Below are 23,059 nucleotides of genomic sequence, written 5' to 3'. Positions count from 1 at the left end.
CTCAGGAGAAGGTGCGGCGTGCCCACGTCCGGAAGTCGGTCGTGGGCAGGCCGAGCGCCCGGGTGATCTCGGGACGGGCGGGGCTGCCGTTCTCGTTGATCCGCTCGACCGAATTGACCATGGCGGGAAGCAGTCCGCGTTCGACGGCTTCCCGCGGAGTGAGCACGGGCGCGGAGATCGTCCGGCCGGTGACCTCGCTGAGGATCGCGGCCACCTCGGTCATGGTGAGCAGGTCGCCGGCGAGTTCGACGTCCAGGCCGTCGAGCCGTCCCGGGTCCGTGAACGCGATCGCCGCGGCCTCTCCGATGTCGTCGACGGCGACCCAGGGAAGCTGGGTGTCCGCCGCGAAGCCGGTGATGATCGTGCCGCTGGACCAGTCACCGAAGAGGTACGACCAGCCGACGAGGTTCTCCATGAACGTCGAGGGCGCCAGGACGGTCCAGTGCGCGAAGCCACCGGTGCGGACCATCTCGTCGATCGCCGCCTTGCTCTCCCAGTAGTGCCGGTCCCAGCGGCCCTCGGCCCAGCCGGGCTGGCTGCGGTGGAAGTCGCCCGCGCCGGACACGCTGCTGTGTACGACGTGTGCCACGCCGGCCCGGCGGGCGGCCTCGACGACGTTCCGACCGCGAGTCAGCTCGGCGTCGCCCTGCAGGTTCGCCACGTCGGGAAACGGGATCGAGAAGAGTCCGTCCATCCCCTGGGCCGCGGCGAGCAGCGACGCTGGATCGTCCAGGTCGCCCTTGACCAGTTCGGCGCCGCGCGCGGCCAGAGCCTGTGCGCTGTCGGTGGCGACGTCGCGGACCAGGGCACGGACCACGACGCCACGGTCGAGCAGTGCTCGGGCGGTAGCCCCTCCCTGCTTGCCGGTCGCGCCGATGACGAGGACAGCCATGATGCCTCCAAATAAGTGGGGCGTCCCCCCACTTGTCGCCGGCTACGATATGGGGGACCACCCCACTTTGGCAAGGGCGGGACATGAGAGCCGACGCACAACGCAACTACGACCTCATCGTGAAGGCGGCCGCCGAGGCGATCGCCCGCGATGGCGCGTACGCCTCGCTGGAGGAGATCGCCCGCTCCGCCGGGGTCGGCTCGGCGACCCTGCACCGGCGCTTCCCGTCCCGGTGGTCCCTGCTCCAGGCCGTCTTCCGGACCTGCGTGCAGAACCTCGCCGGTCGCGCCGAGGACCTGCTGGCCGAACCGGACGCTCTCGCCGCCTTCACCACCTGGTTGCGGGAGGTCACCGTGTACGCCACGACGACCCGTGGGCTCGCGGTGACACTGCTGAACGCGCCACCCGAGGAGAACGAGACCTGCGGCGCGACGCTCAGCGCGGCGGGCGAGAAGCTGTTGCGTCGGGCCGTCGAGCAGGGAACCGTCCGCGCGGATGTCGTCATGGCGGACGTGATGACCCTCGCCAACGCCATCTCACTCGCCGCCCAGCCGGCCGACGCCACGAAGGCGGAACGACTCCTGGCCCTCTCCCTGGCGGGAATCCAGTCCCCCGTACGGTGACCGACCTCGCTCCACGATGGAGTGTTCGGGGCTGGCGAGCTTGACTCGATCGTCATGCTGAAAGCCGATGCCCGCGCCCGTACCGTCGTTGGAGGACCCGTGCGCAAGCCAGCCAGGACCGCGGCCGTCCTCGTCGGGCTCGGCGTCGGCGGCGCGGTCGGTCCGGCCCTGGGGCCGGCCGCCCTCTGGTCCGGTGTCGCGGTCGCCGCGATCGGAGTCGCGCTCTCCCTGATCGGCACCGGCGAGTCCCACCTCGTCGAGGACGGCCTGGCCGACCGGGGAGAGGACGACCAGGCCGCCACCGCTCCGCGGCGACGCAAGCGGGAGACGCCGACCCTCAGCGGCCTGGGTACCCGGGTGGAGCAGATCCTCGACCTCGCCGAGAAGCAGGCCGAGGACCACCGCGCCGTCGCGCGACTCGAGGCGGAGAACATCGTGACCGCCGCGCGGCGGGAGGCCGAGTCGATCCTCAACCGCGCGCACGAACAGGCGGCCGGGATCACCGGTACCCGCTGGGAGCCGCCTTCCTACGGCGTCGGCTCGGCGTAGCGGCCGGAAGGTAGGCGCGCAGGTCCGCGTGCGATGTCACCGGGCCGACGATGCTCAGTGGTCGGTGCCGCACAGCGCCTTCTCGACGCTCTCGTTCACCTCGGCGAGCATCTGCTCACCGGTCGGCAGGCCGGTCACGGCGACCACGGCCCCACGGCCGTCGCGGGTGACCAGGTTGCGGGTCTCGAAGCCCTGGATGTCGCCGCCGTGGCCCCAGGCTTCGACGCCGCAGGGCAACTCGTGGCTGGCGATGCCGAGCCCGTACGCGTACTCGCCGGTCGGCTCGAAGCCGGGCGCGGGCACGGTGGTCATCATCGCCTTCTGCTGCGCGGGCTCGAGCAGCCGGCCGTCGACGAGCGCCTGGAAGAAGGTCCGCAGCTCGTCGGGCGTGGAGACCAGTTGACCGGCGGCCCAGCCCAGCGACGGGTCCATGTCGGTGACGTCCACCCACGGTGCGCCGGGGGCCACTCCGACGTAGCCGTGCGGGTGCGTACCCCGAAGAGACTGCTCCCCCACCCCCGGCCAGTAGGTGTCGCGCAGGCCGAGTGGCCTGATGATCCGGTTGTTGATCTCCTCGCCGATGGGACGCTCGGTGACCTGCTCGACGATGAGCCCGGCGAGGACGTAGTTCGTGTTGCTGTACTCCCACCTCGCGCCGGGCGCGAAGTGCGGCGCGTTCGTCAGCGCGGCATCCACCAGCCGCCTCGGCTGGTAGTACGAGTGGCTCTTGTCGATGAGGTCCTGCGCCTTGGTGAACAGCACGTCGTCGTAGTCCGCCAGGCCGCTCGTCTGCTGCAACAGCTGACGTACGGTGATCGCCTCGCCGTCGTTGCCGTGACCTCGCACGACTCCGGGCAGGTAGTGCTCGACCGTGGCGTCCAGGTCGATGCGTCCCTCCCCCACCAACTGCAGGACGACCACCGCGGTGAAGGTCTTGGTGTTGCTGCCGATGCGAACCTGGCCGTCCCGGGGAACCGGGCCGCGCGTCTGGAGGTCGCCGACCCCGGCGGTGTAGTCGCGGACCCGGCCGTCGGCCCCCCGTACGGAGGCGAGGACGCCCGGAAAGCCGCTCTCGCTGACCAGGCCGTCCAGTTGCCGTTGCACGGCATCGCGTGGCCCGGCCGGGCGACCGCCGTCGGTGGCGGCGAACGCGGCGGAGCCGGTCAGGATGGTGGCGGCGGCCAGTGTCGCGGCGAGAGCCCGCAGGGCCCGGCGGTGCGTGGACGTGACGGCGTGCGGCGGCATGACTGCTCCTCTGCTTCGGAAACGCTTGACGCCATCAAGGGTTCAAGAATTCCGATCCGAGGACGATCCCCCCAGCTGCCCTCCTTCTGGTACAGCCTGCGCTACCGGGCCGGCCGGGTCTGCTCGACCCACCACACCGGCCGTGGCGAGCGGTATACCTCGGTGGAATGTTCATTCCGCTGAGGTATACCGCTCCACCAGGATCATCCCGATGAAGGTCACCCTCGACGGTCGGCGCGGCGGAGCATCTCCTCCATCTCGGGGTCGGCCATGATCTCCCGGACCTCCTGGGCGCAGCGGCAACCGGCGGCCCACTTGGCGGCCCACCCGAGCGCCTCCTCGCGGGTGTCCACGTCGACGACCACGAACCCGCCGATGACCTCCTTGGTCTCCGGGTAGAGGCCGTCGGTGACCGACCCGTCCGTGGCAACGATGCTGGCCTGCTGCCGTTCCAGGCCGCCGCCGAACACCCAGACGCCCGCGTCGATGGCCTCCTGGAGCACGGCGTGCGCCGCCTTGCCCACCTCGGGCAACTCCTCGGCGGGGATGTGGTCCATCGCGCCATCGTCGAACGAGATCAGGTATCGCGCCATCTCAGAGTTCCCTTCTTCCGGGCGGCCTTCGGCAACCGCCTCCACCCGTACCACGAACGAGCCGCCAGGGTTTCGACAGCCGGGTCGAAAGAAGCCCTACCCCCTCAGGATGCTCCGAGCACTCGTATCTCACAGCGGACGCCGCTGGCCTTGGCGAGCCGGCCGTCGCCGGTCACGAGTGGGCAGCCCAACAGTTCGGCCGCCGCGACGTAGGCCGCGTCGTACGCCGTGACATTGCCCCGCAACTGCCACATCCGGTCGAGCAGCATCGCGACGTTGACCTCGTCGACGACCAGCGAGGGCAGAGTGTCAACCACTTCCGAAGCACGAGCGAGGCCGAGCTTGCCACCGAGGACCTTGCCTCTGATGACCGACAGAACCTCGACGAGGAGGTGACCCGGAGCAGCCCAGTGCGGATCACCGGTCAGTTCCGCCCGCGCCGCGTCGCCCAGCGGACCATCGTCGACCAACGCGTCGACCAACGCCGACGCATCCACGACGATCACGCGGCGTCTCCCCCCGGTCCACGCTGCTCCCGCTGGTCACCCAGCTCGGTGGCGGTCTCCCCCGGCAAGGAACGGGCACCATCCGAACGACCAGCGAAACGATCAAGGGTCGCCGTGTTGCGCAGCCGCCGCGCCTGCGTCTCGACCAACTCCAACAGGTACGCCTGGAGCGACTGTCCACGCGCCTTGGCCTGGGCCGCCAGAGCGTCCCGCACCTCTTCGGGCACGTCCCGAATCTGAAGAGCAACCATGCATTCATTATGCATGCACAATCACCCTCACGTGCCGGATCCCTCTCGGTCAGCCGGCCTCCCGCACCAGGCGGTACAGGTCCTGGCGCACCGCCGGCCAGTCCTCGCCGAGCGCGTGCCGAACGGCGCCCAGCGCGTCGACGGCGGCCGCCCCAGCAGCCAGCGCCGCGTGCAGGGCGTGCGCGGCGTCGGCGCCGGCCCGGACGTCACCGACCTGCGCCGTGAGGCGGGCGATCCTCCACCGGGTCTCCGCGTCCACGGTCAGCCCCCGCTCGACGGCCTCGACCACCTGCCTCGCCAGGTCGTCGTCGCTGAACCGGAACCGCGTGGTCACCGCCCGTACGGCGTGCGCCACCGCCGCCCGCCGTACCTGCTCCGGCGCGGCCCGCAGCCGCGCGTCCAGGTCGGGCTCGTAGTGGCCGAAGTTCGACGGCGGCCTGGGGTCGGCCGGAATGTGCGGCAGCCGTACGGTCACCCACGGCCCGGCCTGCGGATCGGCCCCCTCGTCGCTCATCCACTCGGCCGGCAGCCGCACCCCGGTTCGCCGCTCGACGAACGCCATCGCCGCCGACCGCACGTACCCGGTTCCGCGCGCGGCACGTACGTCGTCCAGGTCGTCGGCGAACGCGGACGGGTCGTCGCCGTGCCGCCGATCCGGGTCGTTCAGGTCCATCCAGGCGAGCACCCGGCCGTACACCGCGTACGTCAGGCCGCCGTTGCCGTTGATGGTCCACTCGACGGTGTGCACCCGCGTACCGTCGCTCAGCCAGCGCAGCACCTCGGGCCGGCTCAACGCGCAGCCGTTGTCCTGGAACACCAGCACGTTCGGGCCAATCTGGGCCAGGTCGGCAAGCTCGCCCGCCTGCCCGTCACCCGGCTCGACACGCCTGGCCCGCAGCCGCTCGACGACCCCGTCGACGGTGGCCTCGGCACTCGCCGGCTGCACCACGGCCCAGCTCAGCCCCTCGGCGAGCCAGTCCCGCTCGGTGAGGAAGTCGTCGTAGTACCGCATCGCGTCCGACACCATCGGAACACGGTACGACGATCATCGACGCCTAGGACTGCCTGATCCACTCAGGTTCCTGAAAGTCGGTCGGAAAACGGCGCGTTCATACCCCCATTTCCCGGAAGCCGAGTCGATCAATCGTCCGTGTGCCGTCGTGGGCTCAATCGTCGCCGCCTCCGGCTTCCTCCGTCCTGGCGGCTCGGGAAGCCCGCTCGTCGCGGTCCTGTCGACTGAACGCGCGATAGAGCCGGGTGATGTCGTGCAGGAATCGTTCGATCGTGGCGCGTTCGTCGTCGGTGTAGTCGGTCGCCAGATCCTGGATCGCGTCGTCGAGCGGGCGCAGTTCGTTCGCGGCGCGGTCGAGGGCCTGCTCGCTGGGTTCGAGGACGAGGCGACGCCGGTCGTGCGGGTCGCGGTGGCGGTGGAGATGGCCGCCGCGCTCCAAGCGGTCGACCAGGCCGGTGGCGGAACCGGAGGTCAGGCCGACCAGGGTGCCGAGTTCGACCGGACCGAGGGCGGCCTCGCTGGTCATCAGGTGCTTCATGGCCAGATAGTCGCCGGGGCTGAGCCGCAGTCGCCGACCCAGGGCGACATCGAGTTCCGCAGCCGCGACGACGAAGTGGTGCAGCGCCATCGACAGGTCCGGGGATGCCTTGTCGTCCTGGTTTCGCATCTCCGCATAATAGTCTAGCTTGGAAACCAAGCTACTTTGTTGCCAAGCCTGCTCGTTGCTGGTCTCGGCATGTCCCTCCGCACCCCGATCCGAGGTGAGTGCTCATGAACAGGTCTGACCGGCTCCGCTGCGTCGCGCTCGGTGTATCGACCGCCGCACTGGTTCTCGTCCCCACACTCGGACCGGTCTTGGCGGGCACCGAGGAGGGCGCGGAGGAGTTCGACACCGACATCACGCCGCCCAACTACGCATTTGCGATCTGGGCGCCGATCTTCGCCACCAGCGCGGCGAGCACCATCCAGCACATCGTCCACGCTGCCGACGACGTCAACCGGCGGCATGGCTGGTGGCTCGCCGGCGCCCACGCCGCGAACGCCGCCTGGTCGCTGGTCGCCCAGTCTGGCCGCTTCCGATACACCGCCGCGATCCTGCCGGTCGCGACGGCTCTGGCAGCGGGGGCACACCGTCAACTCCAGGGCACGGGGCCGGCGGGCATCGCGCCGCACAGCACCGGGCTGCTGCTCGGCTGGACCAGCGTGGCCTCGGTCGTCAACGTCTTCGCCGTACGCAAGCGGGCGCCGCACCCACGGACGACGGCCGCCGCGGTGGTGGGGGCCGCCGCCGTCCTGGCGGGCACGCTCGCCACGAGCCGACGCGGGTACGTCGCAGTCGCCGCCGCAGGCCTGTGGGCGCTGACGACAAGTGCGTTCAACACCAGGCGTACGCGGAGCGCCCGGCTGGCGAACGCCGTCGGCGCGACCCTCGTCGCCACCACTGCGACGACGAAACTGTGGCGGGATCGCGGCAGATCCCGGCGCGGGAAGGCGTCCCACTCCCCGCGGTGACGGGACTGTGGGCGTCGATATTCGGCGGTATCGTCCCACCGGTGAAACTGGACCGGCGTCGTGACCTTGCCGGATGGGTGGTGACGCCACTGTTCACCCTCGTGGCGGCACCGGTGCTGGCCGGCATCGTCGGCGTGTTGGGAAACGTCCAGAACGACCACCGCACCCCGCCGCTGTGCACAGAGGCCGTCGCCGACAACATGTGCGAGGAGACCAGCCTCCGGGTGATCGGCACGCACCTGGCGATCGCGGGCGTCATGTGGCTGCTGCTCTGGACCATCCCTTGGTGGCGAGGCCTCCGCACGGTGCGTGTGCTGCTCGCCGTCGCCGCGACCGTCGTCCTCGTACTCCTGCCGGTGCGCATGTTCGACTGGTCCTTCTGACGAAGGTTCCGGCCGCGTGCGCGGGAACGGGTCAGCGCGGCTGCTTGGCGCTGCTGATGAACGCCGCCCAGGCGGCCGGTGCGAAGCTCAACACCCCGGCATCCGGAGCCTTGGAATCGCGAATATCGACCCCGACGCCCCGGTCCCGCACCTCCACGCACTGGCCATTGCTACCGGAACGGCTCGACGTGCGCCAGGCGTTACGTTCCATGCTTGCTCAGCTCCTTGATGAACGTGACCGACTCGGCGGGTGACATCGCCAGCATCTTCAGATTGTCGTACGCCGCCGACAGCCGCGCCAGGTCACGACTGGACTCAAGGAACAGCTCGCCCGCCAGGGTCTCGACGTAGCCGAGCGGTGGCTCATCCTGCTCGAAGCCGAGCAGAACGAAGCCGCTGCTGTCAGCCAAGTGCGCACCGGCCTCGAAGCGCAGCACCTGGATCGTCACATTCGGCAGCCGGCTCTGCGTGACCAAGTGGTCGAGCTGCTCACGCAGCACGTCCGGACCGCCGACCTCCGTGCGCAGCGACGCCTCCGAGAGGATGGCGTGCATCCGCAACGGATTCGGCTGCCGACGCAGCACCTCCTGCCGGGTCATCCGGGCGGCGACTCGCTGGTCGATGGTGTCCGGGTCCGTCTCCCGGCCGATCACGTTGACCTCGCGGGCGTAGCTCTCGGTCTGCAACAGACCGGGCACCAGCATCGGCTCGAAGTTCTTGAGCTCCACGGCCTCGATCTCGTACGCGATGTAGGTGGCGTACTTACCGCCGAGGCGCTGCCACCAACCGTCCTCGCGCAGTGCCCGCGCCTGGTCGAGCAGCGAGGTGCCCGGCTCCTCGTCGATCCTGACGCCGTACGCGACGAGCAACTCCATCACGTCACCGGCCCCACCACCGCAACGAGCCGCCCATCGGGCGACGGATGGCGGAGCTACGGGCCCGACGCGGCATGAGCCAACAGGTGTTCGCCGACCGGATCCGCAGGTCGAAGAGCTGGGTGGACAAAGTCGAGCGAGGCGTCCGTACCCTCGATCGACTTTCGGTGATCGAGACGGTGGCCGGAGCCCTCGGCGTAGCGCCCGATGTGTTGCTCGCCGGCAACGCTCCGCGCGAGTCGGTCGCCGACACCGGCGGTGACGTGGACCAGGTCCGCGCCGCGCTCGCGCGCTACGACCTGCCCGGTTCCGGCAGCGACGACCGGCCAAGGCCGTCGTTGGTCGAGCTTGACAGCCAGGCGGGGTACGCGTGGACGGCGTACCGCCACGGTCACCATCCGCAGGTGTTACGGCTGTTGCCCGGCCTGCTCGCCGACAGCCGCCGGACCTGCCACGCGCACCCGCGCGAGGCAGCGGACCTCTCGGTGCGGGTGAACCGGCTCGCCGCCCACGTGCTGGTCAAGGTCGGCGAAGGCGACCTGGCCTGGCTGGCCGCCGACCGGGCGATGAGCGCCGCCAACGGCGACCCGTGGCGCAGCGGCCTCGCGGGGATCTCCCTCGCGCAGGCACTACGGACCCTCGGTCGGGGCCGGCTGGCGATGACGGCCGCCATGGACGCCGTACGCCAGATCGACCTTGCGCCGCCCCACCCCCGCCATGCGGGCGTAGCGGGGACCCTGCTGATCGAGGCGGCGCTCGCCGCCGCCATCAGCTCGGACGCCACCGCCGCAGGCGAACTCACCGAGCGCGCGGCCCGCCTCGCGAACCACGCCGACTGCCACGACCACGACGGCATCGCATTCAGCGCCACTGGGGTCGACCTCGCTCGCGCATTGATCGCGACGTGGTCCGGGGATCACCACCTGGCCGTGCTCAGACACCGACGGGCCATCGGTGCCACCGGCTGGCACCTGCTCCCCGCCGAACATCGAGCCGCCCACCTGATCGACATCGCACGTGCTCACCTGAACCTCGGCGACGCGGGCGCAGCCGGCCAGGCCCTGGTGAACGCCGATCGCATAGCGCCTGCGGAGACGCGGACCCGCCCCGTCGCCCGGGAGACGCTGACCGCCGCGCTACGAGCCGGCCCGACAACCGCCGACGTTGCCCGCCTGGCCGCCGCCATCGGACTGACCCGGCGTTAGCGCGCTGTTCGGGTCGGTATACGGAACATCGACGACCGTAGACTGCTCGCCGTGGGATATTCGGTGTGGCCATCGGGCCGTCTGCACCTACCGGAGTCGGACGATGCCGCTGCGACCGCCGCCGCCAAGGCCGCCATGGCCGAACAGAGTCATTGGTACGAGCCCGACATGGGCGAGGTGAATGACCGGCTCGTCGACATAGCGTGCGAGGCCAGGGCCTCGATCACCCGCGACGGGGACTGGATCGAGTTCGATCACGACGACGAGGGCGACCCCAAGTGGTCGAAGCAGGCCATCGCCTTCTACGTCGCGATCGCGCCGTTCGTTCGCTCCGGCGTCGTCCACTTCGAAGGTGAGGACGGCGCCCGCTGGTCCTACATCTACGCGGACGGACGGATGACCCAACAGGGCTGGCTCGGCTGGGACGGATCGATCGAGCCGTTCGGCGAGTACGTGGATCCCCCTGCCCCGGAGTAGGGACCCGCGTTCGGATACACCGGCGCGCCTTCGGCTGACTGGCAGCACTATGGTGACTCCGTGGTGAGGCTGGGGCATGAAACCTTGATGTTCGTGCGGGACCGGTGGCTCTGGACGGCGTTGGGATCGGGCGTGCTCGGCGTGGCAGCTGTCACCGTCGCCTGGGAGGTCATGCCCCCAATTTCCGAGTGCCTGAACTCGGGCGTTGATGGCGTGGCGTGCGGGGCGGCGCAGGGCATGACTGGCCTGGTCTTCGCGTTTCCCGCAGCACTCCTGGTGGCGCTACTTGGCGCAAGACTTCTCCGTGTTCGCCAATGGTGGCAGGTAGGCGCATCGGCAACGTTCCTGACGGCTGTCCTCACCACCGTCACCCACATCGACACCTGGCGCGCTCTGTCCGCGCTCGGGGCTGGGGTCTTCTTGCTTGTCACTGTCGCGTTCGATCGCGTTCGCGCCTGAGCTGCACTGCCACGCCGTGCAACGCGGTGAAGATCTGGTTCGGACGCGCGATATGAGCCTTGCTCGGCGTTGCTAGCGTCGTGGCTACGTCTGGGGCGTGAACAGGCAGGACGACGCGATGGCCAGCAGCGGAAGTACAGCTAGCTTGGCGAATCGGCGTGCTCGCGCGCCGATGGTCGTGATCGGCAGCGTCGTGGCGTTGGCCGCCCTCATCGCGCTGGGGTACCGGCTGAGTACCGACCCGCGGGTCGGGCACGGCGGTACCGTCATCCGCGTGGTGCTGGCTCCGGGAGCCTTTCTGGTGCTGTCCTGGCTCGTCCGCCTGGTGCAGTGGTGGGGTGCCGCTCGTGCTCCCGCGAGGCGCGTCCTGGTGGCCGCGCATCTGGCGCAGGGGAGGCAGCCGGGAAGCGCGGGGCGGGTCGCCGCTGCGGCGCACGCCGTAAGCGCCGCCGGCGGGTCCGACACCAGCCCCAAGGGATACTCCGTGTGGCTGACGGTGAGCGGCCGGGGCAGGGGCGGCGTCCTGCACCAACGTGTCGTCTGGGAACCGTGGTTGCGCGAGCTGACCAGGTCGCATCAGGCTACGGTCCGGCACGGGCCCGGCGTCAGCGTGGTCGACGTGGCCGGGTACGGGCGGCTCTGGCCGGCAAGTCTCACGCTGCTCCGTCGTCCCTACGGGGTCAGCCTCATTCCGTTCCGCAAGGCCCATGAGTTGCCGAAGAGCAGGAGCCTCTCGTACGGCCGCCTGGCCTACCTTTTTCTCGCGTTCCTCGTGCTCGGCCTGGCCGACCTCGTCGGCCACGGTATGTGGGCGCTGCTCGGGTGGTGGGCGGCGTACCTCGTCGCCTCGATGGCCGCCATCGGAGCCTGGTTCGGCCTCGTTCCGCCCGGCGTGCGTTGGGGAGCAGCCCCTCGGGGCCACGCCCCGACGACCTCCTGACCACGGGCGCGATCGAGCGAACAGGCGGCGACCTCTTCTGGTCTTGTCGTCTCCAAGCCTGGCCGGTCGGCCGGGCCGGACGGCCGAGGCTCGTTGAGGTTCGCGGCAACGACGTATTTCGCAGCGGTGGCCGTGTGCGATCCGACCGCCCGCGAGCTGGCGTACGTCGCGTTGGACTCGGATGGCGAGCTGGCCGCGCATGCGTCGCTGCGGGATCTGCCGTACCGGCGCCTGATCGGCTCCCCGTTCGACGTCGCCCGCCGCCCGGGTCATGCCGGCCATCTCCACGTTGACGATCCACCGAGACGGGGACTCCGCCTAATTTCTCAGGCACCGCCGTGACCCGCGCGCTGTGGCTGCCGTCGACGGCATGATGCAGGTCATCCCCAGTGGCATCTTCCAACCGTCGAGCATCCTGCCTGCCGCCCGCGCCGCCGACTTCGGCCTAGGGCGCAACATCGAACGCGAGTTCTCGGAGGACTGCTGGGCATGCCCGAATGCGATGGGCACGGCCATCCGGTGGACTACGCGTCAGGGCCGTTCGCCGTGCTCGACGGGGTGCGGGCTGACGGGCGGCTGTAGGTGCACTGCCTGAGTGTCGCGCTGGATGTGCTGACCTTGATCGGGGAGATCATGACGGTGCGGGTAGTCGACGCCGACGTGTTCGACTCCCTCGCGGCCGACTTCGTTGATCGCAACGACGAAGGCGCGGTGGTCCCGGAGCGGTACCGGTTTATGGAGCAGGGCGTACGGGGGCCGCTCGATGCGGGGATGGTCGCGCCGGCCGGGGCCGGCTGCCTTGAACTAGCGTGGCCCTGGCGGGAGCACCTGCTACCCGCCTGACCGTGGGGAGAACACATGGACTTGTTCGCTGAAGCATTCGACGACCTCAACGACGTGTTGGCGAGGCAGCCGTTCGACACCATGAGCACAGCGGAGCGGTTGCAGGTCGTTCAGGTTCGGGCGCTGCTGTCGATCTCGCAGGAGTTGTCGCGGATCCACCACGACGGCATCAACCCGGAATACGACGACGGGCGTTGACCTTGTCTTGCCGCTGGTGGGTGAAGCCCCGGACCGGTGACGGCCGGGGCTTCGTCGCATGAGGGATGTGCGGCTCAGCAGCCAACTCTTAGCTTTGGGTTAAAGGTTGCACCGGTCCCGTGCGGGCCCGGGCTTCGTCGTGCTGGCGAGCGGTCAGCGACCAAGGCGTCCGATTGCCGCGACGGTGGCTAGCATCTTGATCTCACAAGCCATCGCTTTGGAGCACCCACATGACTTCCACCCCAGGCCCGCTGGATGATCCCAGATTCCCCCGCCATTCGGTGACCATCTCCGATGGCACGGGCATGACCGTCGATGTGCAGGCCACCGAGTATGAGGACACCACGTTCGTGTACGTGAGCCTTGGTCTGCGGATGGCGGAGACGAACGAGGGCGCCTTGTCGGTGGCCTACCAGTGCCGGATGGACACGGTCGAGTTGAACGATCTGATTGAGGCGTTGTCTGCGGCTCGGGATGAGGCTGAGGCGCGCGCCCGGCAGCACGGTTGGGATCCCGACGACGACAGCGATAATGAGGCCGAGGTCGTGCAGGGTCGCACCGCCGGGTAGGCCGGAAGCCATTGGCGCAGGTCACAGGTTCGGAACGTGCGGACTGCTTGGTGTCGGCTTGTACCCTCGGGCCGTGCACCCGACCAGGTGGATCATGTGGGCGGACGCCTGCCACACGTGGTGGCACCTGTGGTTGGCATGGTCCGACGGGCAGCAAGTCAACAGCCAGCCTCTCGGCCCGTGGACAGTGCTCATCTGGGGACGCGCCGGGAAGCTGATGCAGTTCGTCGCAGGGCTTGTGGTGGTGGTCGACCTTCTCGACCCGGAAAAACTGCGCGGCAAAGGCCGAGTCGCATCGCGGAGCATCCGGGCACATCGGGCGCTGCTGCGGCGTCAAGTCGAGGTTCGATCACTGCTCGACCTTGAAGTGCGGGCATTCAAGGGGCTCACCGAGCTGCGCTTCCACACCACCGACAGCACCGACGGCGCGTCGTTTGGGACCTACCTGAGGCGGGAGCCGCCGACTGCCGGACCCGGCCACCCCTTCACCAACGCCACATACCAGCAGCTTTGGCGAGACGTGGGATTGGCCCTGCCGGAGTCACAGTACTACCTGGTTGATACGACGAACCCGAATGTGCGTGCCGTGATGGAGCGCGAGATACGCAACTGCATGCAGCGGGTTTTACCGTACGAGGTTTTCGCTGCGCTGCTAGCGACGACGAGGCGCGTGCGCCGGCTTAAGGTTGCTGTCTGGTTCGCGGGGCTGCTGTTGGGCTTTGTGATTCCGGCGACGACGATGACGGATGTGCCGTCGCTGGGTGACTTGCTTTTGGTCTTCGCGGTCGCCTGCCTCGTCATCTTGACGGGCATGTTCGCCGATGCGGTGGCGGCATGGTTCACAACGGGGCTGGTGTTGGTGCCGCACGTTGTGCGGTCGCTGCCGGCGTTGGCTGCGGGCACTGTGTTGGCGGGCGTGCTAGACAAGTCCCGCCCGTTGCATGTGCTGCGCTGGCTGGCGTTACTGCTGTTCGTGGTGGGCTTCCACTTCGACTTGTTGGCGTCGTGACCGCATCTCCGAGCTACGTTCACCTGCGTGAAGGTGCTGCTTAGGCATGGTCCCGCCGATGGTCGGCTTTTCGATGGCGGCGGTGAAACGGTCGTGGTTGACGTGTGCGTGTACGAGCGGAGCGGGGAGCGCGCCAACCGGGGCGAGGATGTGGCGGTGTCCGAGCACCGGGCCGACTACTGCGAGGCGAACCAGCGGGCGCAGTCGACGGGTGCGAGTGATCCCATATACGACGAAGCCGCCTACCCTCTGGCGGGCAGGCTGTCCAGGTACGGGTAGCGAGCCAACCGCCCTCGGGCATCGGAAAGCAGATTCCCGGCCAAGGCCTCCTTGAGCGCATCCACGAGCCGCTTGTCCTCGTGTTTCGAGTAACCCCATTCGCGGCGGATGTGCGCCGTTGCGGATCGCGATGGGGCTTGCTTTCCTCCCTGGCGCGCTTTTGCTTGCGGAGGGCATCGCGAGCCTTGCCGAGGTTGGCTCCCGCTTCGTTCAGCAGACCGCCGTTACTACGGCTGCCCTCAGTTTCGTCGCCGCCATGTGGACCGTGTTCCGAGCCAGCCGATCTCTGCGACGTTGGACCCGATCAACGCCGCGCAGCGCGGCCTCGCTGAGCTCGCTAGCCGGCAGTGATATGGCAGGCTTCCATTCGTGCCCCGCCTGGAACCCGCCGAGATCGTCCGACGCCTCGCCTACATCCGGTACCTGCACCACTTAGGCGTTGAGCAGGCGCGCCTACCGGAGCCGATGTCGTCCGCCAGTGTGCTCATGTTCCACGACGCTGTAGAGAGCTTCCTGCTCACGGCCGGCGAGCACTTAGGTGCCCCCTCGACGTACGAGTTCGACCGGTACTGGGATGCGCTGAGGCCAGCAAAGCTGCTCGGCGGCATCGACCTTCCGGTCCAGCAGGGCATGAAACGCCTCAACCACCAGCGGAAGCTAGTGAAGCACCACGGCGCCCACCCGAGTCCCACGACGATCGAGCTGATCAAGAACGACACCGCCACGTTCCTCGCGGCAGCAAGTCAGCTGGTCTTCGGCGTCGACTATGAGACGACGAGCATGGCGAGCGTGATCCCGCAGGAGCGCGTGCGCGAGCTGGTCGTGCAGGCGGACACGGCGAACGGCATCGGTGATCGGATCGGGGCCATGGTTCTCCTGACTGACGCATGGACGGAGTTGTTCTCTCTGCAGGAATGGAGGGATGACGTCGACGGTTCGCCCCCGTTCAAGTTCGGGCCGACGCTGGGGCGGACTCTCTCGGAGCAAGACATCGCGAGCTACCTGCTGAACGAGGGGCAGCGGTATCGGTATGTCCGGCGAAATGAGGACATCGGCCGTCAGATCGCAGGCGTCACCGAAATCGTGAAGGAGCTTCAGGCGGCGGCTCGCCTCACCAGCGTGGGCATCGACTTCGCCGCATACCATCGCTTCCGGGCGCTGACCCCACAGCGTGACGACTACTACGACGGGCGGCGCAAGTACCACGCCCCGCCGGGATACGAGCCCACGGCGGACGATGTGGCGTCTTGTCTCCAGTTCGTTGTCACAGCCGCATTACGCTTCGCTGCTGCTCAGGCGCAGCTAACTCAGCCTCCATGGGGAGTCGATGCAGGGGATGCGTGGCGCACCCCATGGGAGCTGGTTCGGGAGGTGGCAGGAGACTCGGATGGGTCTACCTAGACGCCTGACTGTTGACGCCCCGCGCGGCAACGGCAGGTAGCTACGTTGCGGCGCGGCCAGTCAGCGCTGCCGAGGTGCAGGCGGCGAGGTACGCCAGTTCACCTTTCGACGAGACAGGTTAGCTTCGCCGCGTGCCACCGCCGCCAGGTACGCCCCCGTTTCGGGGCTGTCGTGGCGGGTCCACTTCGGCAACGCCCGATTGCCGTCTCGGCAGGCGTAGTGGATCCAGACTCCGTCTTTCAAGGTGATGAGAGTGCGCTCCCGCCATCCACCCTTGCATGAGGAGCAAGAGCCGGGCTGCTTGGCGCGCATGACGGGTGGCCGTTCCATGCCGGGGAGCGTAGAGGCACGCTACCTCGATCGGGTTGGCGACGCGCCCCGCAGTCCCGTCATGCTGCAGGGCGTCCGACGACCCGGCCCGCGCAGTCCCCCGCAGTGCAAGGGCGTTTCGCATTCCGCCCAACCTGTACCAACATGTCCCACCACAGCGATCAGTGCCGGCTGTCACACAATCACGCTCGTGATGGACCCGGGGCAGCCGAAGGTCAGCTCGCATGAGCTCGCCGCGCTCCTCCGCGACCAGACTCTCACGGGCACTCTGCCCCCTGGCGCTCGGATTCCCTCCGACTCGTGGCTACAGGAGACGTACGGGGCACGTCCTTAGGGGACGTGCCCCTGCTGTTTGACCATTGGTGCACCCAGGGTGCACCCAAAGCCCGAAACTGTTGATCTTTGGATGAGTGTTAGTGCTGGTGGGGCGGGCGGGACTCGAACCCGCGACCGAGGGATTATGAGTCCCCTGCTCTAACCGGCTGAGCTACCGCCCCGGAACCGCGCGGATCTTATCCCGCCCGGTGGATCACGGGCCAGCGCCGATGCGGCCCCGTCCCATCACCGCCGCCGTCGCCACAGCAGGACGATGGGCAACGCGAGGATAACAGTGAGCAGCCAGCCTGCCACGACGACGCCCCACAGCAACTCTTCGCCCGGCTCGGTGCCGGCGGCGACCACGACGTAGGTCACCAGCAGACTCGCGGCACCCACCACGAGTACGGCGACGCCGCTGACCACGATCATCGCGACCTCCCACCAGGGGCGGTCGCCGGGCGCGCGGGCCGGCTTCTGCGGCGTCGAGGGCTGGGGGATCTCGTCCGGCGTACGTGCCGGCATGCTGATGTGCCGGTCGGCCGGCACCTGGGCGTCGATGACCGGGAGCGCCGCCGGGTGCAGGTGGAACATCGTCGGCTCGATGTGCAGCACGATGGCGTCCGCGCCGATCAGTTGCCGCGCGCCGTCGGGCCAGGTGAGCATGGCGGCGCAGTCGGCGTACCGGACGGTCAGCGGCTTGTCGTTCTGCAACAGGGTCACTCCGTCGACGCCGATCCGCAGGGCGGCGTTGCCCTCCTTCGCCGAGTAGCCGGTGCCGTCCAGGATCTCCGTGGAGTGGGTGGGCGCGGCGACGAAGCCGGCCCAGTCGGCGGTGAGCCCTCGCGGCACCATGAGCAGCGCGGAGCCCATCACCTCGCCGGCGACCTCGTGCAGGTCGGCGAGGTTGACGGCCTTCAACTCGGCCCGGTGCTCGTCGATGGTGAGGTTGGGTTCCCCGGTGAGCACGTTCAGGGCGTACCCGGGAAGTCGCGCGGCATCGACCTCGGCGGTGCCGAGCAGATCCTCGCGCTTGGCCACGGTGGCGTCCAGGTCGGCCTGCTCGATCCGGCCGACCCGCAGCTTGGCGAGCACGTCGACGAAGCCGCCGAGAACAGCGTCCTGCTTCTCCGCCAGCGCGTCGGCGAGCGCCCGCAGCGTGGCGTTGCCGTCGCCGCGCGGGTCGTACCCGGTGGTGGCGGTGTAGGAGAGACCGGACTCCTGGCGCAGCGACCGGTACAGCTCCCGTTCCAGCACACCGGCGAAGACGGCCGCGGCGGCGCTGCGCCGCACCACGGCGTCGAGCACCACGGCCCGGGCGCCGTGCACGAAGTACGCGGGGGTCTGCGGCAGCGCCGACGAGACCGCCGGGACCGGCTGGCGTACCCCGGTCGGCAGCGGCAGCCGGAGCCCCGCGGGCACGCGGTCGCCGCAGATCCACAGCACCGCGTTCTCCCGGGTGAACCAGCGGGCCGTCCACTCGCGCAGGTCGTCGGCGGTCAGCGCGCCCAGGCCCCACTCCGGGTAGCTGCTGAGCCCGAAGTCGCGGGCCCCGTGTCGCCACAGCGGGATGTCGTCGATGGCGGCGGCGCCCCGGCTGCTCCACTCGGTACGCAGGATGTCCTTCTCGACGTCGAGTCGCGCGACCGGCAGGTCGGACAGGTGCCCGCAGACGGCGGTCAGGAACGCCGCGATGTCGGTCTCGGAGCCCTGCGTGTGGAACATGGTGAACGCCGGGGCGGTCACGCCGTTGACGTGGTAGTCGGCCAGGCCGAGCGGCGCGAGCGCGAGGTGCTCGATGAGGTGGGTGGTGCCGGCGCGGGCGAGTGTCTCGTCGGCGGTGCCGACCCGGAAGGTCAGCCCGGCGCGCATCGGCCCACCGGTGGGGGCGAGCAGCGTGGGCACCCCGTCCACGTCCAGGTGCTGGATCACGACTGGCCACCCTTCGCGTACGCCTTCGCGCGGTACTTCGTGTAGCCCTCGGCGTCGTCCGCGTACGTCCAGGGGAATTCCGAGCCGAGGTTGCCGAGCGCTCTGAACTGGCTGGCCGCCGCGGACCACTGCTCGGTGAGGCTGAACACCAGCGCGAACGACGAGCGGACCCAGACCCAGCCGGGCCGGTCGACGAAGTCCGGGTGCAGCACGGACCGCTGCCCGGCCTGCATGATCTCGTCCACGACGGGGGCGCTGCGCACGTACGCGGCGCGTTCCCGCTCGGTGTCGAAGTCGAGCCAGCGTTCCAGGTGCGCCTCGGCGAGCACCACGGCGTTGGGCGCGCCGGCGGGCGCGGCCTGCGCGCACTCGCGGGCGAAGGCGAAGGCGCGATCCCAGTCGCCGCTCCACTTCGGGCAGAATTGCTGGAGCAGCGTCGCCTGGGCGGGCGCGTGGTGGGGATGGTGCTGGGCGAGCCGGTCGTAGCGGCGACGGGCCTCGTTCTGCCCCAGTTCCAGACCACGGGCGATGGTGATCCGTTGGGTCCAGGCGGCCGCGTCGTCGGGGTACCGGGCGGTGACGTCGATGAGCACCCGTTCGGCGCGACGCAGATGGTCATGGAACTGGTCGAACTGCTCCCGGCTGACGTACTTGGCCCGGTAGGCGCTGCGGATCCGCCAGCCGGCGCGGATGAGGTGGTTGCCGAGCAACGTCCCGGCGAGCTGGTCGGTGGGGTCCGCGTCGTACACCTGGCGCAGGAACGGCTCGGTCCCGACCTTGTCGCCGGCCGCGGCGACGAGCAGCGTGCGGCCGTCCGGGTCGCGGTCCGCGAACACCGCCCGCACCGCGGGCCAGTCAGCGGCGTCGAGCGCCTTGTGCAGGTCACTGACCTCGGGGTACGCGTCGGCGACGTCGAAGGTGGGCGCCGGGAGGGTGGCGGGCATGGCGGCGATCATAGGTGATCATTTAAGGCTGTGGTGCCCTCGTTTTCGGCGCGGGCTCAGCCGGCGCGCAGCTCCTCCAGCACCGCGCCGGCGGCACGCCAACCGCTGGCGAGAGCGCCCTGGATCGATGGGCTGTCCCGGTGGTCACCGGCCACGAACAGCCCCTGCCCGAGCGCGACCGGCTTACGCAGCCGTCCCTGCGGGGGTGGGGCGGCGGGCAGCGCGTCCGGTACGGACACGGTGGTGAGGTGCGTCCAGTCGGCGGTGGATCGTCCGTACAGCCGGGTCAACTCGGCCCGGATGGTCGGTTCGGGCGGGGCCGTCGGGCCGACCACCGAGGTGGCCACGAGATGCCGGCCGGCCGGGGCGTAGGTCGGCACGGCGTTGCTGAGCACCACCGTGTTCGCCACGATCTCCCGACGGTCACCGTCGACGAGCAGGATCGGCTCGCGGAGCGGTGGTTCGGGAGCGCTGTGGTAGTACGTCGTGTAGCTGTGCATCCGTACCCTCGTCAGAGCCGGCAGCAGCGCGGCCGCGGCGGGCGGGTCGACGGCGACCACGACGGCCCGGCATCTGATGTCGCCGGCCTGCGTGCGGACCAGGCCGGGCGCGACCTGCGCTACCGGGGTGTCCAGGTCGAGCAGGTCGACCGGGAGCGGGTCGGCGATGGCCCGGGGCAGCGCGGCCATCCCCTCGGCGGGCAGACCGATGCGGCCCCGGGCGAACGAGCGCAGCACCATCGCGAACACGTGGCTGGAGGTCGCCAACTCCCGGTCGATGAACACACCGGACAGGAACGGCCGCAGCAGCTCCTCGATGATCGCGTCGGAGAGACCGGCCCGGCGCAGCGCCGTCTCCGTGGTGGTCTCCGACGCGGCGAGCAGGCGGGACGCCGGCAGCGTGGCGGCACCGGTGGCGAGCGCGGCGAAGCGGATCCGGTCGAGCAACGAGCCGACGCCGGCGAGGGCGGTACGCGGGCCGCCGGTCGGCTCGCGCAGCGGGTTGACCAGCCGCAGCAGGTCGTCGCCCCGACGGACCAGCACGCCGGAGGTGAAGTATCCGAGGTTCAGGCGGTCCGTGTCGAGCAGCGTGCCGAGCTTCGGGTAGGCGGTGTTGAGCACCTGGAAACCGCGGTCGATCAGGTACCCGTCGACGACGTCGGTGGCGACCCGACCCCCGAGCCGGCCACCGGCCTCCAGCAGCCGCCAGGGCACGCCCGCGCGGTGCAGCCGGCGGGCGGCGGCGAGGCCCGCCAGGCCACCGCCGACGACCACCACGTCGGTCTCAGCCAGCATCGCGCGCCTCCCGCTCACCGTTCGTCCGGGACAACCGGCCCGGCCACCAGATCTTCGGCCCGACGTCGTACGTGAGCGCGGGCACCAGCAGCGACCGGACGATGATCGTGTCGATCAGTACCCCGATCGCGACCGCCGTACCCAGCTCGACAAGCACCACCAGCGGCAGCACGGCGAGGGCGGAGAACGTCGCGGCGAGCACGATGCCGGCGGACGTGATCACCCCGCCGGTGACGGCGAGGCCGGCGAGCACACCGGCCCGGGTACCCCGCTTGACCGACTCCTCGCGAACCCGGCTCATCAGGAAGATGTTGTAGTCGATGCCGAGCGCGACGAGGAACACGAACGCGAACAGCGGGAACGAGGAGTCCACGCCAGGAAAGCCGAAGACGTGGCGGAACAGCAACGCGCACAGGCCGAGGGTGGCCGCGAAGCTGAGCAGCACCGTGCCGATGAGCAGCAGCGGCGCGAGGAGGGCGCGCAGCAGCAGGGCCAGGATCACCGCGATGACCACCAGCACCACCGGGATGATGACATTCTGGTCGCGCTTCGCGGCGTCCGAGGTGTCCACGTTGATCGCGGTGAAGCCGCCGACCACGGCGTCCGCGTCGGGCACCCGGTGTACGGCCTCCCGCAGGTCGCGGATGGTCCGCTCGGCGCCGTCACTGTCCGGTGGGTCGGTCAGGGTCGCCTCCAGTTGCACCCGACCGTCGACGACCTTCGGGGCGGCGTCGCGGTCGGGCGGGCCGCCCTGCTGGCCGCCGCTGAACGGGCGGACGGCCGCCACCCCGGGCACGCCCTGCGCCACCTGTGCCACCCGCTGCGCGGACTGCTCGGTGGTGAAGATGGTGGCCGGGCTGCCGGTGCCGGCCGGGTAGTGCCGGGCGATCACCTCCTGACCGTCCACCGAGTCGGTGCGCTGGGTGAACAGGTCGGACTGACCGAGGATGGTCGCGCCGAGCTGGGTGAGGCCGAACGTCAGCGCCGCCAGCACGACGGCCGTGCTCAGCCAGATCGGTCGGGCGTGCCGGGCCACGAAGCCGGCGATCCGGCTCCAGATGCCGTGCTCGGCCTGCGGATCGGCCTGGTCCACCCGGGGACGTCGGGGCCAGAACGCCCACCGGCCGCCCAGCACCAGCAGCGCGGGCAGGAAGGTGAGCATCACCAGCAGCGTGGCGGCGATGCCGATGGCGGCGACCGGCCCGAGCGCCCGGTTGGAGTTCAGGCTGGACAGCAGCAGGCAGAGCAGGCTGACGATGACCGTGCCGCCGGACGCGATGATGGCCGGCGCCGCACCCCGCCACGCGGCACGCATCGCGCTCCACGGGCGGTCGTGCCGGTGCAGCTCCTCCCGGTAGCGGGCGATCAACAGCAGCGCGTAGTCGGTGCCCGCGCCGAAGACCAGGACGGTGAGGATGCCCTGCGCCTGCCCGTTGAGTTTGAGGACGTCGGCGTCGGCGAGCAGGTAGACGAAGACCGCGGCGAGGGCGTACGACATCCCCGCGGCCAGCAGCGGAAAGACCCACAGGACCGGGCTGCGGTAGACGATCAGCAGGATGACCAGCACCACGACGAGCGTGACCAGCAGCAGCGGCCCGTCGATCGCGGAGAACACCTCGATCAGGTCGGCGAGCAGACCGGCCGGTCCCGCGACGTCCACGGTGAGACCGTCCCGGTCGCCCCCGGCGATGTCGCGCACCTGTCGGACGACCGCGCCGATCTGCTCACCCTCGGCGTCGTCCACCGGCACGACGACCTGTAACGCCTGGCCGTCCTCGCTGGGAATCGGCGGGGGCAGCGGGGTGACGACGCCCGGCACCCGGGCGAAGCGGGCCGCGTCGGCGGCGACCCGCTGCCGGTCGGCGTCGGTGATCCCCGACGCCCGCTCGTAGACGACCAGCGCCGGAGTGGTCGGCCGGTCGACGAACCCACCGGCGAGATCCTGGGCACGGGTCGCCTCGGCGTCGGTGGGCAGGAAGGCGGCGTTGTCGTTGGTGGAGACCTCACCGAGCCGTCCGGCGTACGGGCCGGCCACCGCGCCGATCACCAACCAGGCCAGTACGACCACCACCGCGACCAGCGTGGCGCGGCCGAAGCCCCCTCGTCCGGACATTCGCGCTCACTCCAAGAATCGATGCAACAATCGACGCAGCGGGAGTCCAAGTCGACATCGTCATCCTGCCGCGCCCACGAGCCCCAAGCGGGTCGAACCTCTCATTCCGCCTCGCGCCCCGCGCCCCGCGCCCCGCGCCCCGCGCCCCGCGCCCCGCGCCCCGCGCCCCGCGCCCCGCGCCCCGCGCCCCGCGCCCCGCGCCCCGCGCCCAAGATCCTCACAACTTCACCGATGTTGCTGCATCCGCCACGCGGGAAGCAGCAACATCGCTGAAGTTGCTGCCCCGAACGCCGACATCCTGCCCCGCAC

General features: G+C 69.9%; 26 protein-coding genes, 1 tRNA gene and 1 pseudogene. 14 read left to right on the top strand and 14 right to left on the bottom strand.

Annotation, left to right across the window (positions count from 1 at the left end; all coding sequences use genetic code 11):
- Position 1: 1 nt before the first annotated feature.
- Positions 2-892 carry an NmrA/HSCARG family protein gene (locus tag ABZ272_RS19485; RefSeq protein ID WP_355051346.1) on the bottom strand — a complete coding sequence of 297 codons (891 nt, stop codon included), beginning with the start codon at positions 890-892 and terminating at the stop codon, positions 2-4.
- Positions 893-975: 83 nt separating this feature from the next.
- On the opposite strand from ABZ272_RS19485, the gene ABZ272_RS19480 reads away from it, so the two are divergent.
- Both ABZ272_RS19480 and ABZ272_RS19475 read left to right on the top strand, forming a co-directional pair.
- Positions 976-1,515 carry a helix-turn-helix domain-containing protein gene (locus ABZ272_RS19480; RefSeq protein ID WP_355051345.1) on the top strand — a complete coding sequence of 180 codons (540 nt, stop codon included), beginning with the start codon at positions 976-978 and terminating at the stop codon, positions 1,513-1,515.
- A 330-nt stretch (positions 1,516-1,845) separates the two neighbouring features.
- Positions 1,846-1,995 (top strand): annotated as a pseudogene (locus ABZ272_RS19475) (cell division protein DivIVA); the annotation flags it as partial.
- A gap of 123 nt (positions 1,996-2,118) precedes the next feature.
- Here ABZ272_RS19475 and ABZ272_RS19470 read toward each other — a convergent pair.
- The 6 genes from ABZ272_RS19470 to ABZ272_RS19445 form a co-directional block, all read right to left on the bottom strand.
- A complete protein-coding gene (locus ABZ272_RS19470) occupies positions 2,119-3,309 on the bottom strand; it encodes a serine hydrolase domain-containing protein (protein WP_355051344.1) in 1,191 nt (396 codons plus the stop codon).
- Between the two features lie 218 nt (positions 3,310-3,527).
- Positions 3,528-3,902 (bottom strand): YciI family protein, encoded by a 375-nt coding sequence (locus ABZ272_RS19465; protein ID WP_355051343.1) that lies wholly within the window; start codon positions 3,900-3,902, stop codon positions 3,528-3,530.
- 104 nt (positions 3,903-4,006) lie between these two features.
- Positions 4,007-4,408: a type II toxin-antitoxin system VapC family toxin gene (locus ABZ272_RS19460; RefSeq protein ID WP_355051342.1), complete on the bottom strand. Its 402-nt coding sequence runs from the start codon at positions 4,406-4,408 to the stop codon at positions 4,007-4,009.
- Complete coding sequence (locus ABZ272_RS19455) at positions 4,405-4,659, bottom strand: hypothetical protein (protein WP_355051341.1); 255 nt, start codon at positions 4,657-4,659, stop codon at positions 4,405-4,407. Before ABZ272_RS19455 ends, ABZ272_RS19460 begins: the two co-directional genes overlap by 4 nt.
- Before the next feature lie 49 nt (positions 4,660-4,708).
- Entirely contained in the window at positions 4,709-5,686 is a 978-nt protein-coding gene (locus tag ABZ272_RS19450; protein ID WP_355051340.1) for a DUF6461 domain-containing protein, read from the bottom strand.
- A 139-nt stretch (positions 5,687-5,825) separates the two neighbouring features.
- Positions 5,826-6,338 (bottom strand): MarR family transcriptional regulator, encoded by a 513-nt coding sequence (locus ABZ272_RS19445; protein WP_355051339.1) that lies wholly within the window; start codon positions 6,336-6,338, stop codon positions 5,826-5,828.
- 104 nt (positions 6,339-6,442) lie between these two features.
- On the opposite strand from ABZ272_RS19445, the gene ABZ272_RS19440 reads away from it, so the two are divergent.
- Together ABZ272_RS19440 and ABZ272_RS19435 are read left to right on the top strand one after the other, a co-directional pair.
- Positions 6,443-7,183, top strand: a complete 741-nt coding sequence (locus ABZ272_RS19440; RefSeq protein ID WP_355051338.1) for a hypothetical protein — start codon at positions 6,443-6,445, stop codon at positions 7,181-7,183.
- Positions 7,184-7,224: 41 nt separating this feature from the next.
- Positions 7,225-7,566, top strand: a complete 342-nt coding sequence (locus ABZ272_RS19435) for a hypothetical protein (RefSeq protein WP_355051337.1) — start codon at positions 7,225-7,227, stop codon at positions 7,564-7,566.
- Positions 7,567-7,597: 31 nt separating this feature from the next.
- Here the strand turns inward: ABZ272_RS19435 and ABZ272_RS19430 are convergent, their stop codons facing one another.
- Positions 7,598-7,777 (bottom strand): DUF397 domain-containing protein, encoded by a 180-nt coding sequence (locus tag ABZ272_RS19430; protein WP_355051336.1) that lies wholly within the window; start codon positions 7,775-7,777, stop codon positions 7,598-7,600.
- Positions 7,767-8,441 (bottom strand): DUF5753 domain-containing protein, encoded by a 675-nt coding sequence (locus tag ABZ272_RS19425; RefSeq protein WP_355051335.1) that lies wholly within the window; start codon positions 8,439-8,441, stop codon positions 7,767-7,769. Before ABZ272_RS19425 ends, ABZ272_RS19430 begins: the two co-directional genes overlap by 11 nt.
- Before the next feature lie 47 nt (positions 8,442-8,488).
- Between ABZ272_RS19425 and ABZ272_RS19420 the strand changes: the two genes are divergently transcribed.
- From ABZ272_RS19420 to ABZ272_RS19375, 10 genes are all read left to right on the top strand, one after another.
- Positions 8,489-9,646, top strand: coding sequence for a helix-turn-helix domain-containing protein (locus ABZ272_RS19420; protein ID WP_355051334.1), 1,158 nt, complete (start codon positions 8,489-8,491; stop codon positions 9,644-9,646).
- A gap of 51 nt (positions 9,647-9,697) precedes the next feature.
- Entirely contained in the window at positions 9,698-10,123 is a 426-nt protein-coding gene (locus ABZ272_RS19415) for a hypothetical protein (protein ID WP_355051333.1), read from the top strand.
- A gap of 60 nt (positions 10,124-10,183) precedes the next feature.
- Positions 10,184-10,582, top strand: a complete 399-nt coding sequence (locus ABZ272_RS19410; protein WP_355051332.1) for a hypothetical protein — start codon at positions 10,184-10,186, stop codon at positions 10,580-10,582.
- A 145-nt stretch (positions 10,583-10,727) separates the two neighbouring features.
- Positions 10,728-11,522, top strand: coding sequence for a hypothetical protein (locus tag ABZ272_RS19405; RefSeq protein WP_355051331.1), 795 nt, complete (start codon positions 10,728-10,730; stop codon positions 11,520-11,522).
- Positions 11,523-12,104: 582 nt separating this feature from the next.
- Positions 12,105-12,365, top strand: a complete 261-nt coding sequence (locus ABZ272_RS19400) for a hypothetical protein (protein WP_355051330.1) — start codon at positions 12,105-12,107, stop codon at positions 12,363-12,365.
- Between the two features lie 15 nt (positions 12,366-12,380).
- Positions 12,381-12,563, top strand: coding sequence for a hypothetical protein (locus ABZ272_RS19395; RefSeq protein ID WP_355051329.1), 183 nt, complete (start codon positions 12,381-12,383; stop codon positions 12,561-12,563).
- Positions 12,564-12,844: 281 nt separating this feature from the next.
- The gene (locus tag ABZ272_RS19390; RefSeq protein WP_355051328.1) at positions 12,845-13,132 is read left to right on the top strand and encodes a hypothetical protein; all 288 of its coding nucleotides are present in this window, start codon (positions 12,845-12,847) and stop codon (positions 13,130-13,132) included.
- A gap of 94 nt (positions 13,133-13,226) precedes the next feature.
- Entirely contained in the window at positions 13,227-14,141 is a 915-nt protein-coding gene (locus tag ABZ272_RS19385) for a hypothetical protein (protein ID WP_355051327.1), read from the top strand.
- Between the two features lie 27 nt (positions 14,142-14,168).
- The gene (locus ABZ272_RS19380; RefSeq protein ID WP_355051326.1) at positions 14,169-14,420 is read left to right on the top strand and encodes a hypothetical protein; all 252 of its coding nucleotides are present in this window, start codon (positions 14,169-14,171) and stop codon (positions 14,418-14,420) included.
- 369 nt (positions 14,421-14,789) lie between these two features.
- The gene (locus tag ABZ272_RS19375) at positions 14,790-15,821 is read left to right on the top strand and encodes a hypothetical protein (protein ID WP_355051325.1); all 1,032 of its coding nucleotides are present in this window, start codon (positions 14,790-14,792) and stop codon (positions 15,819-15,821) included.
- Positions 15,822-16,571: 750 nt separating this feature from the next.
- On the opposite strand, the gene ABZ272_RS19370 is transcribed toward ABZ272_RS19375, so the two are convergent.
- From ABZ272_RS19370 to ABZ272_RS19350, 5 genes are all read right to left on the bottom strand, one after another.
- Positions 16,572-16,648 (bottom strand) — tRNA-Ile (locus tag ABZ272_RS19370).
- A gap of 64 nt (positions 16,649-16,712) precedes the next feature.
- Entirely contained in the window at positions 16,713-18,398 is a 1,686-nt protein-coding gene (locus ABZ272_RS19365; RefSeq protein WP_355051324.1) for an insulinase family protein, read from the bottom strand.
- Complete coding sequence (locus ABZ272_RS19360; RefSeq protein WP_355051323.1) at positions 18,395-19,342, bottom strand: hypothetical protein; 948 nt, start codon at positions 19,340-19,342, stop codon at positions 18,395-18,397. The genes ABZ272_RS19365 and ABZ272_RS19360 overlap by 4 nt, the downstream gene beginning before the upstream one ends.
- A gap of 56 nt (positions 19,343-19,398) precedes the next feature.
- Positions 19,399-20,637, bottom strand: coding sequence for an FAD-dependent oxidoreductase (locus ABZ272_RS19355; protein WP_355051322.1), 1,239 nt, complete (start codon positions 20,635-20,637; stop codon positions 19,399-19,401).
- Positions 20,627-22,750 (bottom strand): MMPL family transporter, encoded by a 2,124-nt coding sequence (locus tag ABZ272_RS19350; RefSeq protein ID WP_355051321.1) that lies wholly within the window; start codon positions 22,748-22,750, stop codon positions 20,627-20,629. Before ABZ272_RS19350 ends, ABZ272_RS19355 begins: the two co-directional genes overlap by 11 nt.
- Positions 22,751-23,059 lie beyond the last annotated feature (309 nt).

The sequence above is a fragment of the Micromonospora sp. NPDC005979 genome (assembly GCF_040614415.1).
Taxonomy (GTDB): Bacteria; Actinomycetota; Actinomycetes; order Mycobacteriales; family Micromonosporaceae; genus Micromonospora.
Note: the sequence above shows the minus strand (reverse complement) of the source record. Positions and strands in the feature narration are given on the sequence as shown.

What these genes read in the sequence shown, in the direction of transcription:
- ABZ272_RS19355 (WP_355051322.1), bottom strand. Translation starts at nt 20,637, where the DNA reads ATGCTGGCTGAGACCGACGTGGTGGTCGTCGGCGGTGGCCTGGCGGGC.
- ABZ272_RS19420 (WP_355051334.1), top strand. Translation starts at nt 8,489, where the DNA reads ATGGCGGAGCTACGGGCCCGACGCGGCATGAGCCAACAGGTGTTCGCC.
- ABZ272_RS19480 (WP_355051345.1), top strand. Translation starts at nt 976, where the DNA reads ATGAGAGCCGACGCACAACGCAACTACGACCTCATCGTGAAGGCGGCC.
- ABZ272_RS19430 (WP_355051336.1), bottom strand. Translation starts at nt 7,777, where the DNA reads ATGGAACGTAACGCCTGGCGCACGTCGAGCCGTTCCGGTAGCAATGGC.
- ABZ272_RS19360 (WP_355051323.1), bottom strand. Translation starts at nt 19,342, where the DNA reads ATGCCCGCCACCCTCCCGGCGCCCACCTTCGACGTCGCCGACGCGTAC.
- ABZ272_RS19485 (WP_355051346.1), bottom strand. Translation starts at nt 892, where the DNA reads ATGGCTGTCCTCGTCATCGGCGCGACCGGCAAGCAGGGAGGGGCTACC.
- ABZ272_RS19465 (WP_355051343.1), bottom strand. Translation starts at nt 3,902, where the DNA reads ATGGCGCGATACCTGATCTCGTTCGACGATGGCGCGATGGACCACATC.
- ABZ272_RS19450 (WP_355051340.1), bottom strand. Translation starts at nt 5,686, where the DNA reads ATGGTGTCGGACGCGATGCGGTACTACGACGACTTCCTCACCGAGCGG.
- ABZ272_RS19395 (WP_355051329.1), top strand. Translation starts at nt 12,381, where the DNA reads ATGGACTTGTTCGCTGAAGCATTCGACGACCTCAACGACGTGTTGGCG.
- ABZ272_RS19440 (WP_355051338.1), top strand. Translation starts at nt 6,443, where the DNA reads ATGAACAGGTCTGACCGGCTCCGCTGCGTCGCGCTCGGTGTATCGACC.
- ABZ272_RS19470 (WP_355051344.1), bottom strand. Translation starts at nt 3,309, where the DNA reads ATGCCGCCGCACGCCGTCACGTCCACGCACCGCCGGGCCCTGCGGGCT.
- ABZ272_RS19455 (WP_355051341.1), bottom strand. Translation starts at nt 4,659, where the DNA reads ATGGTTGCTCTTCAGATTCGGGACGTGCCCGAAGAGGTGCGGGACGCT.
- ABZ272_RS19385 (WP_355051327.1), top strand. Translation starts at nt 13,227, where the DNA reads ATGTGGGCGGACGCCTGCCACACGTGGTGGCACCTGTGGTTGGCATGG.
- ABZ272_RS19445 (WP_355051339.1), bottom strand. Translation starts at nt 6,338, where the DNA reads ATGCGAAACCAGGACGACAAGGCATCCCCGGACCTGTCGATGGCGCTG.
- ABZ272_RS19350 (WP_355051321.1), bottom strand. Translation starts at nt 22,750, where the DNA reads ATGTCCGGACGAGGGGGCTTCGGCCGCGCCACGCTGGTCGCGGTGGTG.
- ABZ272_RS19425 (WP_355051335.1), bottom strand. Translation starts at nt 8,441, where the DNA reads ATGGAGTTGCTCGTCGCGTACGGCGTCAGGATCGACGAGGAGCCGGGC.